The organism is Pseudomonas sp. IT-P4, from assembly GCF_949767755.1.
Taxonomy (GTDB): domain Bacteria; phylum Pseudomonadota; class Gammaproteobacteria; order Pseudomonadales; family Pseudomonadaceae; genus Aquipseudomonas; species Aquipseudomonas monachiensis.
This window is the reverse complement of sequence record NZ_CATKPX010000018.1, coordinates 1-14,406: the sequence shown is the minus strand read 5'-3', so window position 1 is coordinate 14,406 and position 14,406 is coordinate 1. Positions and strand designations below refer to the sequence as shown.

Below are 14,406 nucleotides of genomic sequence, written 5' to 3'. Positions count from 1 at the left end.
CATGCTGATTCCCGTGATTCTCTCCGGCGGTGCCGGGACAAGGTTGTGGCCGGTGTCGCGTGAAGGCCATCCCAAACCGTTCATGGCCTTGCCTGACGGCCAGTCGCTTCTGGGCAAGACCTATCGGCGTGCCGCGGACCTGCTCGACGGCTGGGGCGATATCGTCACGGTGACCAACCGCGAGTACTACTTCCAGAGCAAGGATCACTTTCGGGACGCGCACCTGGGCCGTCATCGCGGGCACTTCCTGCTGGAGCCGACGGGGCGCAACACGGCGCCGGCCATCGCTGCCGCCGCCCTCTCCCTCCAGGCCCTGCATGGCGACGAGGCGATCATGCTGGTCATGCCCGCCGACCATCTGATCGTCAATGTCGATGCGCTCAAGGAGGCGGTCGAGCATGCCATGACATTGGCCAGGAGCGGTCACCTGGTGACCTTCGGTGTGGTGCCGACTGCTCCGGAAACCGGTTTTGGCTACATTGAAGCCGGCACACCGCTGGACGACAAAGGCGCTGCCGGCGTGCGGCGTTTCGTCGAAAAACCGGACCTGCAAACCGCGACTCATTACCTGGAAAGCGGCAATTTCCTGTGGAACTCCGGGATGTTCTGCTTCTCGGTTGCCAGCGTACTGGCCGAACTGCAAATCCATGCTCCCGACTTGCTGGAGCAGGCGCAGACCTGCATGGCCGCCAGCGCCGCAGTGGAAAACGCGGGGAGCCTGCAGCAGGAACTGTCGCCGGCCCTGTTCGGCGAAATCATGGACATTTCCATCGACTATGCGTTGATGGAGCGCTCCGACAAGGTGGTCGTCGTGCCCGCCCGTTTCGACTGGAGCGACATCGGCTCCTGGGGTGCGGTGGCCGCACTGGTACCGGCGGATGCACAAAACAACCGCACCGTCGGCGAGTCGGTTTTCATCGACAGCCACAACAACTTCGTCCAGAGCGACAACCGTCTGGTCGCGACCGTGGGCGTGGATAACCTGATTATCGTCGACACCGCCGACGCGGTGCTGGTGGCCCACGCCGACCGCGCCCAGGATGTGCGCCGGGTGGCCAGGCAACTCAAGGACAAAGAGCACGAAGCCTATCGCCTGCACCGTACGGTCAGCCGGCCATGGGGCACCTACACCGTGCTGGAGGAAGGCCCGCGCTTCAAGATCAAACGCATCGTGGTCAAGCCCGGTGCCAAGTTGTCGTTGCAGATGCACCACCATCGCAATGAACACTGGGTGGTGGTCGAAGGCATGGCCAAGGTCACCAACAATGGCACCGGCACTCATCTGGTGGCCAAGAACGAATCGACCTTCATTGCCGCCGGTCACAAGCATCGCCTGGAGAATCCCGGCGTGATCGACCTTGTGATCATCGAAGTGCAAAGCGGCGAATACCTGGGAGAGGACGACATCGTCCGCTTCGAAGATCAATACGGCAGGACGGTTTGAATGCTGCTTTCCCTTTACCGCACGCTGAGCAGCTATCGGGGGTTCATCCTCGGTAGCGTCCAGCGAGAGTTTCAGGCGCGTTATCGCAATTCGTTGTTCGGTGCCCTGTGGACCGTGCTCAATCCGCTGTCGATGATCATTGTCTACACCGTGATTTTTTCCCACATCATGCGTGCCCGTTTGCCAGGGGTAGATGACGGCATGGCCTACAGCATCTATCTCTGCGCCGGGTTGTTGACCTGGGGACTGTTTGCAGAAATCACGGTGCGCAGCCAGAACATGTTTCTGGATAACGCCAATCTGCTGAAAAAAATCAGCTTCCCACGGATCTGCTTGCCCGTGATCGTGCTGTTGAATGCCGGTATCAACTTCGCAATCATCATCAGCCTGTTCCTCGGCTTTCTGTTGATCACCGGTCGACTACCGGGCCTTGTGCTGTTGGCGCTCATTCCTCTATTGGTATTACAGGTGATGTTCTGTGCCGGGCTGGGGATTATTCTTGGCGTATTGAATGTGTTTTTTCGCGATGTCGGGCAATTTTTCGCCATCTGTCTGCAATTCTGGTTCTGGCTGACGCCAATCGTTTATCCGATGAGCATCCTGCCCGATTGGGTCCAGCGCTTGCTGCAACTCAATCCCCTGACCAACCTGATCACCAGCTACCAGAACATCTTCCTGTACGGCCAATGGCCTGTCTGGAGTTCGCTGCTGCCGATCATGGTCGCCAGCGTATTGCTCTTCTTCATCGGGTTGCGGCTGTTTCGGCAGAGAGTCGGTGAAATGGTGGATGAACTCTGATGGGACACATACGCGTCACCGGCCTGGGCAAGGCCTATAAACAATACCCTACACGCTGGAGTCGACTGGTTGAATGGCTGGTCCCGTTCTCGCCGATCCGCCATCGTCAGCACTGGGTGCTACAGGACGTGACCTTCCAGATTGCACCCGGAGAATCGGTGGGTATCGTCGGGATCAACGGTGCCGGCAAAAGCACCTTGTTGAAGATGATCACCGGCACCACCCATCCCACCTGCGGAACCATTGAGCTCGAAGGCAGCGTCGCCGCCCTGCTGGAATTGGGCATGGGTTTTCATGCGGACTTTACCGGTCGGCAGAATGCGGTCATGGCCGGGCAACTGCTGGGCATGCAGGTCGAAGAGATAGAAGCGTTGATGCCGGAAATCGAACGTTTCGCGGAAATAGGCGACGCCATCGACCACCCGGTGCGCACCTATTCCAGCGGTATGCAAATGCGTCTGGCGTTCAGCGTGGCCACCGCGCGGCGCCCGGACATATTGATCGTCGACGAAGCACTGTCGGTGGGCGACGCCTACTTTCAGCACAAAAGTTTCGACCGCATCCGCAGCTTTCGCAAAGCCGGTACCACGCTGCTGATCGTCTCCCATGACCGTGGGGCGATTCAGTCGATCTGCGACTCGGCGATTCTCCTGGAAAACGGCCATATGGCCATGCACGACAAGCCCGAAACCGTCATGGATTACTACAACGCCCTGCTCGCCGAGCGTGAGGGACAGACCGTGCGCCAGGAAGCTCTCGCCGGCGGCCAGTTCAGTACCATTTCGGGAACGGGTGAAGCCAGGATTCTGACCGTACGCTTGCTCGACAAAAATGAACGCTCCATCGACGCCGCCGAAGTCGGCCAGCCGGTCGTGCTGGAGGTGAATGTCGAGGTTCGCCAGGACATCGAACGGCTGGTACTGGGCTTCATGATCAAGGATCGCCTGGGCCAGGCCATGTACGGCATCAACACCCATCGCCAGGATCAGGCGCTGACCGATCTGCAGGCTGGCGAGCGCGTGACTTATCGCTTTGCTTTCGTCATGGGGTTGGGCAAGGGTAACTATTCCGTGGCGTTGAGCTTGTCACGCCTGGACTCGCACCTGGACCGCAACTTCGAGTGGCGCGATTACGGGTTGGTGTTCCATGTGATCAACAACCGCCAGGAAGATTTTGTCGGCTGCTCGTGGCTGGCCGCGAAGACCACTGTCACGCGCTCGAGCGCGCCGGTCACTCCGGAGATCACGCCATGACGCGTCTTTTGGTGGAGTGCACGCACGTATTCCAGCACCCCAAGGTCAATTCGGGCATTCAGCGAGTGGTGCGCAACGTCGTCAATCAGCTACCGGAGTCTGTGGACGGCGTTGAATGCATCCCGGTTGTATTGCTTAAAGGCAAACTCTATCGGGTACTGAAACTCGGCGCGCTGAACATTCCGATTTTCGATGCCTTGATGGCCTTTGGCGGACGACTTGGGCGCTTGGCTCACCGCTTCTGGCAACTGCATCAGCGCCTGCACAACCGAAGCAACTCGCGAGTGATCAAGCGCCTGCTGCACGTGGCCTACCGGGTGACAGCGGTTACCTGTTTCGGCCTTCCACTGCGTGTGATCGAGGGCATCAACCAGTATCAACTGCCCAAACGTTGCACGCCGCTGCAGCACCAACCGGGAGATCAACTGGTGTTGCTGGATTCGTCCTGGCACACCGACTTTTTCCCGTTTGCCGAACAGCTCAAACGTGAAGGCGTGGGCATTGTTTCAGTGATCTACGATTTGATTCCCCTGACTCACCCACAGTTCTACGACACACGGCTGGTGCAGGTGTTCAACGAGTGGTTCGACTGGATCACTCAAACCGCCGATGGCTACGTGGCCATTTCCGCCACGGTGCGTGACCAGGTGCGTGATGAGGTTCAGCGCCGCCTGGGCTCGGCCAAGGCCAATGCATTGTGGTTCGACTATTTCCACCTGGGCTCCGAACTTGATTTGAGCGAAGTCAGCGAAGCCGTGGAACCGCGTCTTGCGCGGCTGTTCGCGACGCCGGAACCGGTATTTTTGATGGTCAGTACCATCGAACCGCGCAAGAACCACGACTACCTGCTGGACGCCTTCGAACGGGCCTGGGCGGCAGGCTCCAATGCCCGCCTGTGCATTGCCGGGCGAATCGGCTGGAAATGCGATGCGCTGCTGGCCCGGATACGCAATCACCCCCAACTGAACCAACGACTGTTCATGTTCAATGACCTGAGCGACACCAGCCTCGAGCATGCCTACCACCATGCCAGCTCACTGGTGTTTCCGTCTTTTGTGGAAGGCTTCGGCCTGCCGCTGGTAGAAGCCATGCAGCGTGGACTGCCGGCCATGGGTAGCGACATTGCGGTCTTTCGTGAAATAGGCGGCGAGTTCATGGCGTACTTCGATCTGGCCGAGCCAAAAAGCCTGGCTGATCTGGTCATTGGTTTCGAGAACAGCGGTCAATTCCCGGCCACTCGCGACGTCGTGGACTGGCGCTGGATCGGCTGGCGTGAAGCCAGTGCGCAACTGGCTTCACGCACCCTGCGCAATCTTGTCGACGTGCCGCTCATGCAAGAGAGGCAACATGCGAATTGCCCTTAACGCGCGGATACTCCAGGCGCCACGTACCGGCATCGGCCATTACGTCGCCGAACTGGCGAACGCCTTGGCGAGTGAACCGGATGTTGAACTGGCGCTGTTTCATGGCTGGGGCTGGAGCTCTGTGCTGCCTGAGGCAGCCATGCCCGGCTATTCCCGGCTGACACCATTGCTGCGACAGATCCCGGGCGCCTATCAGGCCCGACGGTGGCTGGAGCAGAAACGCTTCGATCAAGGCCGCGCGCAAGCCATCGATCTCTATCACGAACCGAGTTTGTGGCCGCTGTCGTTCGACGGCCCGACCGTCATCACCCTGCATGACCTGACTCACCTGCACTATCCCGAAACGCAGCCACCGGCGCGCTTGCGAGAAATCGAACGGCGCGTGACCGATGGCGTGCGACAGGCAAGCCTGATTCTTACCGACTCGCAGTTCATTGCTGACGAAGCCCAGGCGCATTTCGGATTACCGGCCGAGCGATTTGTCGTCGCACCGCTGGGTGTAGCCGCGCGTTTTCACCCGCGATCCCCCGAGGCTATCGACGCCGTACTCAAGACCCATGGCGTCGAAGCGCGGGAATACTTCCTCTGTGTCGGTACCCTGGAACCGCGCAAGAACCTGTCCCTCGCCCTGCGCGCCCACGCGCGATTGCCGGAATCAGTCCGTCAGCGTTTTCCATTGCTGATCGTCGGCATGGCCGGCTGGCAGCGCGAGCAGTTCAGCGAAGAGTTGCATCAGGCCCTGGCCTGCGGTCATGTCTGTTTGCTCGGCTATCTGCCTGACGAGCACGTTGCGCAGCTGTTGGCCGGTGCCCGGGCATTGATTTTTCCGTCGCTTTACGAAGGTTTTGGCCTGCCGGTGCTGGAGGCCATGGCCTGCGGCACGCCGGTCATTCTGACCAGACGCTCAGCCATGCCCGAAGTGGCAGGCTCTGCGGGTAACTATGTTGAACCGGATGAAACCGACGGCTTGCGCGATGCAATGAGTCGTCTGATCGAGGATCTAGCGCATTGGCAGGCATGCCGAGAAGCCGGGTTGGTACAGGCAAGGCTTTTTACCTGGGAACGCTGTGCGCAAGTCACGGCCAGCGCTTACCGCCAGGCAATGGGAGGTTGAATGCGAGTTCTTCATTTTTTCAAGACGTACCTGCCTGACTCGGTCGGCGGGATCGAACAAGTGATTTTCCAATTGTGCGAAAGCGGTGCCCTGCACGGCGTTGAAGGCAAGGTGCTGACGCTCAGTGCCGACCCGACACCGCCGGTGATGCAGATCTCCCAGCATGAAGTCCATCGAGCCAGGCTCGACATTCAGTTCGCCTCCACAGGGTTTTCCTGGAGCGTCTTCAAACAGTTTCGCGAGCTGGCAGCCGAGGCCGACGTAGTCAATTACCACTTTCCATGGCCATTCATGGACCTGGTGCATTTCGCCAGTGGCCTGAACAAACCCAGCGTGGTGACGTACCACTCGGACATCATCCGCCAGAAACACCTGCTCAAACTTTACCGGCCGCTGATGAATCGCTTTCTGCACAGCGCCGACCGGATCGTCGCTGCATCGCCCAATTACCTGCACACCAGTGATGTGTTGCAACAGTTTCAACACAAGACCCGAGTGATCCCCTATGGGTTGAACAAGACAGGTTATCCTCAGCCGGACAGTGATCGAATGGCTCACTGGCGGCAAAAGCTAGGCGATAAGTTCTTTCTGTTTGTGGGTGTGATGCGCTACTACAAAGGTTTGCACATCCTGCTCGACGCCCTGAAGGACCTGGATTACCCGACTGTGATTGTCGGTGCCGGCCCACTGGAAGTAGAGCTGCATGCCCAGGCGGCCGCCTTGGGTTTGCGCAATGTTCACTTCCTCGGGCGTCTGGGGGACGAGGACAAAGTAGCGCTGCTGCAACTGAGCTATGCCATCGTGTTCCCATCGCACCTGCGCTCCGAAGCCTTTGGCATTTCGCTGCTGGAAGGCGCGATGTATGGTAAACCGATGATCTCCAGTGAAATTGGCACTGGCACCAGTTACATCAACATTCATAACGAGACCGGACTGGTGGTGCCACCGAGCAATCCACCGGCATTTCGCGAGGCGATGCGCACGCTTTGGGAAAAACCGGTGCTGGCGGCGCAAATGGGCGAGAAGGCCCAGGCCCGTTATCAAAATCTGTTCACGGCGGATGAAATGGGCCGCAAATGGACGGCCTTGTATGAGGAACTGCTGGAAGAAAAAGCCCTCGCCTACGCATGAGTTTTTTTGCAGATCCGAATTGCCTCAGCTGCGCTCCAACAGTGTTACGATCCCGCGACTGCAGATTCTCCACGGCTTGCGCAGAATGTGTGCAAGCCGTCGACTCTCCCCATTGGCCCCTGACTTTCTGCTGAGCGCCTATGCAACGCCTGCTCAATGACCGCCTGGACTGGAACCTGCTGCGCACCTTTCGGGTGATTGGCCAGGAGCAGAGCATCAGCCGCGCCGCCGCCCGCCTGCACCTGACGCAACCGGCAGTGAGCCAGGCACTCAAGCGCCTGGAAGAACAACTGGGCCGCCAACTGATTGCCCGTCGCGGGCCACGTTTTGCCCTGACCGAAGTCGGCGAGCAGATCTTCACCCTGGCCGGGGAAATCTACGGGCAAATGTCCCAGGTCAGCAGCGTGCTGGAACAACCGGCCGATGAAGTGATCGGCAAAGTGCGGTTGCTGATCATCAGCCGGATCTTCTCCGAGCGCTTCGACGACTTCCTTGCGGACTTTCATCGACAGCACCCGCGAGTGGATCTGGAAGTCGATGTGATGCGCAGTTCCGACATCGTCAGCGCCCTCCAGGAAAAAACCGCGACCCTTGGCCTGAGCCTCAATCGGCGCCCGCAACCGCGCCTGGAGCAGCGTTTGTTCCTGCGTCAGCGCTATGCGTTTTTCTGCGGCAAGCATCATGCATTGTTCGGCCAACAGGACGTCGCCGAAGGGGATTTGCAGCGGGAAAACTTCGTCAGCTTCACCAGCGACCAGATCGGCGGCATGCTCTCGCCGCTGACGATTTTTCGCGATCAGCAGGGTTTCAGCGGCCGTATCGTCGCGTCGTCACCGAGCCTGGAAGAAGTCCGGCGACTGGTGATCGCCGGCTTCGGTATCGGTTGCTTACCCGAACACGTGGTGGCGGCGGACGTCGACGCCGGATTGCTCTGGCGCCTGCCGCCCCACGAAGGGATTGCCGATGTGGACATTCATTTGCTGTGGAACCGCGAGCAGCGCATGAGCCGGGCCGAGACGATCTTTCTCGAAAGCCTGCAACAACGGCTGACGGACTAAACGCAGCGAGCGAGCCGGGGATTTTTATTGGTTGGATAACGCTGGGTTCAGTAACCCAACAATCGGTCGGCACAGTTCAGTAACGGTTTGCCGGACTTCAATCGACGAAAGTTCTCCGCTACTTGCTCGGCAATACAGTCATGGGATGCCGCCGAGGCCATGTGCGGGGTGATGGTGACACCGGGCATTGTCCAGAGCCGGTGATCGATCGGCAGCGGTTCCTGTTCGAAGACATCCAGCAAGGCGCCACGCAATTGCCCGCTCGCCAGTGCCTGTTCGAGATCGTCGATGTTCAAATGACCGCCGCGCCCACTGTTGACCAGTGCCGCGCCGTTGGCGAGTTGTTCGAAAGTGGCTCGCCCAAGGATGCCGCGGGTTTCGCTGGTCAGCGGGAGCAGGTTGATCAGCAACTCGACGCCATCGAGAAACGGATGCAACGCATCAGCCCCGGCGAACGTGCGCACACCCGGCAAATCCTTGCTGCGCCGTGCCCAGCCGCGCACGTCGTAACCGGCTGCGACCAGGTCCAGAGCAATCGCGCTGCCCAGCGATCCGAGCCCCATCACACCGACCTTGAACTGCCCCGCCGCCCGTTGCAGCGGCCGCTCCCAGCGTTGCTCCCGCTGTTGCGCCAACACCTGGTCGAAACCGCGGTGATAGTGGATCACCGCCCAGCGCACGTACTCGGTCATGCCTTGGCGATGGCCCGGATCAACCACGCGGCAAATCGGCAGGTCCGGGCATGACGGATCGTGATCGAGGTGATCGATACCGGCAGCCACCGAGTGGATCACCTGCAGGTTCGGCAATGCGCCGAGACTGCCCGGCAAGGGAAACCAGCACGCCGCCATCTGCGCATCCGCGGCCCGTGGATCATCGGCCAGCACGGCGGTGAGCTGCGGCGCACTGCGGGCAAACGCTGTCTGCAATTGCTTGAGCAGCAAGGTGTCGCGGGACAGCAGAACCACGGTATTGATGACGGCGTTCATGACAAATAAGACTCGCGCTGGGATTCGATCAACGTCAGGGCGGCCTCCCAGGCCAGGTCGATGATGTTGTCCTGCTCATCACGGTCAAACTGTTCGGCGGTGTGCGCGCACACTTGCGGCGACGGGTAATGCAAGGCGGAACCACCGGCCAGCGCCTGCACCTGGGCCTGACAGGCCCGCTCCAGGAAGTGGATTTCCTGGAAGGCCTGGGCCACGCCCGAACCACCCACCAACAAACCGTGGTTGCGCAGGATCATTGCCCGGTGCGGACCGAGGTCGGCGATCAAGCGCTCGCGCTCATCCAGCGACAGCGCGATGCCCTCGTAGGTGTGATAGGCCAGCTTGCCGTAGAACTTCAGCGCATGCTGACTGATCGGCAGCAAGCCCTGTTTCTGCGCCGCGACCGCCATGCCCGCTGCAGTGTGGGTGTGGATCACACAGTTCAGGTCCGGGCGCGCCATGTGGATCGCCGAGTGAATGACGAAGCCGGCGGCGTTGACCCGATGGCCGGCGTACTCCGGGTCGACCACCCGCCCGTCCTGATCGATGCGCACCAGATCAGAGGCACGCATGCGGTCGAAGATCACCCCGTAGCGGTTGATCAGGAAGTGGTGCTCCGGCCCAGGTATCCGCAGGGTGATGTGGGTGTCGATCAAGTCGGTCATGCGAAAGTGCGCGACCAGTCGATACAGCGCAGCCAGTTCGCAACGGGCTTGCCATTCAACCGGGTCGATGTGTGCAGGTTTACTCACGAATACACCTCTTTGGCAGCGTGGGTGACGACCGGGTTGGCGCGCAGGCGGGCCAGACCGCAAACACCGATCAGGGACAGGGCCGAGAGCAAGGTGAAGAACACCGCCAGCGGCAACCATTGTCCGGAAAACTTGCTGGCCAGCAGGGTGCCGATCAGCGGCGTGGTGCCACCGGCCACGGCGCAAGCCAATTGGTAGGCGATGGAAATGCCCGAGTAGCGCAGGTGCACCGGGAAGGCCTGGGTCATGTAGCCGGCGATCACCGCGTACAGCGCCGAGAGAATCACCACCGCGAGGGCAATGCCGGCAGTCATGAACACAATGTTCTGCGTGCCTACCAGCAGGAACATCGGGTATGGCGTAACCATGCACAGCAGCGCGACCCATTTGAGAAAGCGATCTTCGCCAATACGCTCGGCGATCAACGCCGAGAGCGGTTGCGAGAGCAACTGGATGACGGTTACCAGAAACAGGCAATCGAGAATCGTCGAACGGGCGATGCCCTGGTATTGGGTGACGTAGGTAATCATGAAGGTGTTGGTGAAGAAGAACCCGGCCGAGCCAATGGTCACGGCCGCGGCGGCGAACAGGATCTGCCGCCAGCAGGTGCGGATCACGTCCATCACCGGGTATTTGGCGGTCTCGTTGTTGTCCCTGGCCTTGGCGAATTCCGGCGACTCGTGAACGCCGGAGCGGATCAATAGGCCGACCATCATCAACACGCCGCTGGCGAGGAACGGCAGGCGCCAACCCCAGGCGAGGAACTCCTCAGGCTCAAGGGACGTCACCAGACGGAAAGCGATCAGCGCCAGCAACAAACCGGCCGGGCTGCCCAGTTGCGCGAACGAGGCATAAAACGTCTTGCGCTTGGCCGGCGCATGCTCGCTGGCCATCAACACCGCCCCACCCCACTCGCCACCGACCGAAATGCCCTGAATGACACGTAGCACGATCAGGCCGACGGGCGCCCAGATGCCGGCGCTGGCATAGCTCGGCAACAGGCCAATACCCGCGGTGGCGATGCCCATCAGGGCCATGGTCACCAACAGCATTTTCTTGCGCCCGAGACGATCACCCAGATGACCAAACACCATCCCGGCCATGGGCCGGGCAATGAAGCCGACAGCAAAACTGCCGAATGCAGCGAGGGTACTCATGACCGGGTCGCTGCTGGGGAAGAACACTTGCCCGAGGACCAGCGCCGCCGCGGTGGCGTAGATGTAGAAGTCGTAGAACTCGATGGTCGTGCCAATGAAGGCAGCGGCCGCGGCTCGGCGCGGTTGGGGAGTAGTGTGCATGCAAGGACCCTGTGTACTTATAGTTTTTGGGCAGGTGTTAAGGCTGATGACGGTTGCGCTCTGTGGCGCTTGTGGGCTTTATCGCTTCCATGCCAGGATTAGTCAATTTTCAAATTCTTATCTTTACTATTAGCACTGCTACTACATGAGGTTTTATGCCCTCCACTTCCAACCCGTGGGTCGGCCGGCGCTTTCTCAATGACCGCCTCGACTGGAACCTGCTGCGCACCTATCTGGTCATCGGCCAGGAAGGCAGCATGAGCCGCGCCGCCGCGCGACTGCACATCACCCAGTCGGCGGTCAGCCAGGCGCTGAAACGACTGGAAGAACAACTGGAATGCGTGTTGATTGCCCGTAGCGGACGACGCTTTGACCTGACGGAAACCGGGGAAGAAGTCCTGCGCATTGCGGCGGATATTTACGGGGATATTTCACGCCTGGGGACAGTGGTGGAGAGTCGCCACGATGATGTGGTGGGCAAGATCCGCATCCTCACCGTCAGCGGCGTGCAGGCGCGGCATTACGATGACTTCCTTGCGGATTTCCATGAAACCCATCCGAAAATCGAGTTGGAAGTCGAGGTGATGGGCAGTTCGAACATCATCAGTTCGCTGCTGCAAAAGACCGCAACCATCGGCGTCGGCCTGTGCCGCCTGCCGCAGCCGCGGCTGGAGCAACGGGTACTGTTTCGAGAGACCTATGCTTACTTTTGTGGCCAGCGTCATCGGTTGTTCGGACAAGAGAACCTGGCCCTGGAACAACTGGCCGCGGAAAACTTTGTCAGCTTCACCAGCGATCAATTGGGCGGCAATCTTTCGCCCCTGACGCTATTCCGCGACCAGCAAGGCTTCACCGGCAAGATCGTCGCCTCTTCCACCAGCTTCGAAGAAATTTACCGCCTGATCTGCGCAGGTTACGGCATCGGCGCCTTGCCCACCCATCTGGTGCGCCGGGACGTCGAGCAAGGTCTGCTCTGGCGCTTGCCGCCGGAAGAAGGGGTGGTGGATTTCGATATCCAGCTGTTGTGGAATCGCGAACAGAAGATGAGCCAGGCCGAAACGGTGTTCCTCGAAAGCTTCCAGCACATGCTCAGCATCCGTGAGCCTGTGCTGTGAAGCCATAAGGGGTTCAGACGTGAGGATCGCCCGATGCCTTGCTCGGCGCGGCGTACTGCGGCTTGAGGTGGCCATCCTGATCGAGTAGCCAGGCGTCCATGATCTCTCGCACGACCGGTCCGGCGACGCGACCGCCGGCTTCGCCGTTTTCGATCATCACCGAAATCACGATCTTCGGGTGCTCGGCCGGAGCGAAACCGACGAACAAGGCATTGTCGCGGTTACGCTCGCGGGTTTTCTCCCGGTTGTAACGTTCGCCCTGCTTGATCGCCACCATTTGTGCGGTACCGCTCTTGCCGGCAATACGGTACTGCGCGCCCGCCGCTACCGCCCGGGCAATCCCGCGGGCGTCATGCATCACCATCTGCATGCCGTGGTTTACCTGCTCCCAATCGCGAGGATCCTTGAGCAGAATGTTCGGCATCGGATGCTCATCCACCGGCGCGACACCGTCCACGGTTTTGGCCAGGTGCGGGCGATTCCATACGCCTTTGTTGGCAATCAGCGCCGTAGCCTGGGCCAACTGCAGCGGCGTGACCTGCATGTAGCCCTGGCCGATACCGAGAATCACCGTCTCTCCCGGGAACCAGGCCTGACGACGGGTGGCGCGCTTCCAGGCTTGGGATGGCATCAGGCCGGGGGATTCTTCATTCATGTCCAGGGAGACTTTCTCACCCAGCCCGAACATGGCCATGTAGTCGTGCAGGCGATCGATACCCAGCTTGTGTGCCAGGTCATAGAAGTAGGTGTCGTTGGAGCGCATGATCGCCGCATCCATATCCACCCAGCCGTCGCCGCTGTGGTTCCAGTTGCGGTACTTGTGATCAAAATCCGGCAGTTGGTAATAACCGGGGTCGAACACACGGGTCTGTGGCGTGACGACACCGGTATCGAGGCCGGCGATTGCCACTTCCGGCTTGATGGTCGAACCCGGCGCATAGAGACCGCGCAACACACGGTTGAACAGCGGTCGGTCGATGGAGTCCCGTAGCGCGGAGTACTCTTTGGAGCTGATACCGGTGACGAACAGGTTTGGATCGAAACTCGGGTTGCTGACCATGGCCAGCACTTCACCGGTCGACGGATCCAGCGCGACCACCGAACCACGGCGATCCCCCAAGGCGTGCTCGGTGGCTTCCTGAAGCTTGACGTCAAGGCTCAGGACAATGTCTTCGCCGGGCACCGGGTCAGTGTGCTTGAGCACTCGCAGCACGCGGCCCTGGGCATTGGTTTCGACTTCCTCGTAACCGACATGGCCGTGCAACTGTGACTCGTAGAATTTTTCGATCCCGGTCTTGCCGATGGATTGGGTGCCTCGGTACTCGACCGTATCCAGCGCCTTTGACTCTTTCTCGTTGATACGTCCGACGTAGCCGACCGAATGAGCGAAGTGCTCGCCCAATGGATAGTGCCGAACGAACTGCGGCTCGACATCGAGGCCCGGCAGGCGGAACTCGTTCACTGCGAGTACGGCAATCTGTTCTTCGCTCAGCTCATAGAACAAGGTCACGGGTACGAAGGGGTGACGTGCCTGCTTCATCGCCTTGTCGAACTGTGAGCGATCTTCAGCGGGCAAGTGCAGCAGATTGACTACCTCGTCCAGCTCTTCGTTTACATCGATAGCACGTTCGCGGGTGATGGTCAGGTTGTAGCTGGGACGGTTATCCGCGAGGAGTACGCCGTTGCGATCGTAGATCAACCCGCGAGGCGGTGTAATCGGCAGGACATGTACGCGATTGTTTTCGGAGATGGTCGAGTGATAGTCGAACTCGACTACTTGCAGGACATACAGGCGTACCACCAGAGCACAGGTAATGGCGGCAACGAACAAGGCGCAGGCCATGAGTCTCTTGTTGACCAGCCGTGTCTCTTTCTCGTGGTCCTTGATGGGTATCGGTTCAGGCACTTGTGCAGCAACTCTTTGAAAAGAATGCCGATCCGTGGGCGGGGCGCAAACTCAGTCCCTTAAAAATGAGCTGCACCATACCAAAAGCGTGGAACCTGGTTTGTGTGATTTTTTTCACAATTGACCTTGGCTGGCTCGGCCCTTTTTCGAGCGCAAAAACAAAACCCCAACTGCTTTCGCAATT

The 14,406-nt window shown here is 59.8% G+C and carries 13 protein-coding genes; 9 read left to right on the top strand and 4 right to left on the bottom strand.

From position 1 onward, the window contains the following. Nucleotide 1: 1 nt before the first annotated feature. The 7 genes from ACM6IT_RS03920 (at nucleotide 2) to ACM6IT_RS03890 (ending at nucleotide 8,162) form a co-directional block, all read left to right on the top strand. A complete protein-coding gene (locus ACM6IT_RS03920) occupies nucleotides 2-1,444 on the top strand; it encodes a mannose-1-phosphate guanylyltransferase/mannose-6-phosphate isomerase (RefSeq protein ID WP_056722725.1) in 1,443 nt (480 codons plus the stop codon). After that, nucleotides 1,445-2,242, top strand: a complete 798-nt coding sequence (locus tag ACM6IT_RS03915; protein WP_056722729.1) for an ABC transporter permease — start codon at nucleotides 1,445-1,447, stop codon at nucleotides 2,240-2,242. Then, on the top strand, nucleotides 2,242-3,495 hold the full coding sequence (locus tag ACM6IT_RS03910; protein ID WP_414917555.1) for an ABC transporter ATP-binding protein: 1,254 nt from the start codon (nucleotides 2,242-2,244) through the stop codon (nucleotides 3,493-3,495). The genes ACM6IT_RS03915 and ACM6IT_RS03910 overlap by 1 nt, the downstream gene beginning before the upstream one ends. Beyond that, entirely contained in the window at nucleotides 3,492-4,859 is a 1,368-nt protein-coding gene (locus ACM6IT_RS03905; RefSeq protein ID WP_414917554.1) for a glycosyltransferase family 4 protein, read from the top strand. Before ACM6IT_RS03910 ends, ACM6IT_RS03905 begins: the two co-directional genes overlap by 4 nt. Continuing rightward, entirely contained in the window at nucleotides 4,843-5,973 is a 1,131-nt protein-coding gene (locus tag ACM6IT_RS03900; protein WP_414917553.1) for a glycosyltransferase family 4 protein, read from the top strand. Before ACM6IT_RS03905 ends, ACM6IT_RS03900 begins: the two co-directional genes overlap by 17 nt. Continuing rightward, complete coding sequence (locus tag ACM6IT_RS03895) at nucleotides 5,974-7,104, top strand: glycosyltransferase family 4 protein (RefSeq protein ID WP_414917552.1); 1,131 nt, start codon at nucleotides 5,974-5,976, stop codon at nucleotides 7,102-7,104. Nucleotides 7,105-7,244: 140 nt separating this feature from the next. Continuing rightward, on the top strand, nucleotides 7,245-8,162 hold the full coding sequence (locus ACM6IT_RS03890) for a LysR family transcriptional regulator (protein WP_414917551.1): 918 nt from the start codon (nucleotides 7,245-7,247) through the stop codon (nucleotides 8,160-8,162). A 47-nt stretch (nucleotides 8,163-8,209) separates the two neighbouring features. On the opposite strand, the gene ACM6IT_RS03885 is transcribed toward ACM6IT_RS03890, so the two are convergent. Genes ACM6IT_RS03885 through ACM6IT_RS03875 form a run of 3 tightly spaced genes read right to left on the bottom strand, consistent with a single transcriptional unit; the run spans nucleotide 8,210 to nucleotide 11,201 of the window. Further along, complete coding sequence (locus tag ACM6IT_RS03885) at nucleotides 8,210-9,151, bottom strand: 2-hydroxyacid dehydrogenase (protein WP_177336474.1); 942 nt, start codon at nucleotides 9,149-9,151, stop codon at nucleotides 8,210-8,212. After that, nucleotides 9,148-9,903, bottom strand: coding sequence for a class II aldolase/adducin family protein (locus ACM6IT_RS03880; protein WP_056725186.1), 756 nt, complete (start codon nucleotides 9,901-9,903; stop codon nucleotides 9,148-9,150). The genes ACM6IT_RS03885 and ACM6IT_RS03880 overlap by 4 nt, the downstream gene beginning before the upstream one ends. Next, complete coding sequence (locus ACM6IT_RS03875; RefSeq protein WP_056725185.1) at nucleotides 9,900-11,201, bottom strand: MFS transporter; 1,302 nt, start codon at nucleotides 11,199-11,201, stop codon at nucleotides 9,900-9,902. Before ACM6IT_RS03875 ends, ACM6IT_RS03880 begins: the two co-directional genes overlap by 4 nt. A gap of 155 nt (nucleotides 11,202-11,356) precedes the next feature. On the opposite strand from ACM6IT_RS03875, the gene ACM6IT_RS03870 reads away from it, so the two are divergent. After that, nucleotides 11,357-12,316, top strand: a complete 960-nt coding sequence (locus tag ACM6IT_RS03870; RefSeq protein ID WP_056725183.1) for a LysR family transcriptional regulator — start codon at nucleotides 11,357-11,359, stop codon at nucleotides 12,314-12,316. 13 nt (nucleotides 12,317-12,329) lie between these two features. Here ACM6IT_RS03870 and mrdA read toward each other — a convergent pair whose 3' ends face one another. Continuing rightward, nucleotides 12,330-14,222 (bottom strand): penicillin-binding protein 2, encoded by a 1,893-nt coding sequence (gene mrdA / locus ACM6IT_RS03865; protein WP_414917550.1) that lies wholly within the window; start codon nucleotides 14,220-14,222, stop codon nucleotides 12,330-12,332. A 2-nt stretch (nucleotides 14,223-14,224) separates the two neighbouring features. On the opposite strand from mrdA, the gene ACM6IT_RS03860 reads away from it, so the two are divergent. Further along, nucleotides 14,225-14,406: hypothetical protein (locus ACM6IT_RS03860; RefSeq protein WP_414917549.1), on the top strand; the 182-nt coding region annotated here is incomplete at its 3' end.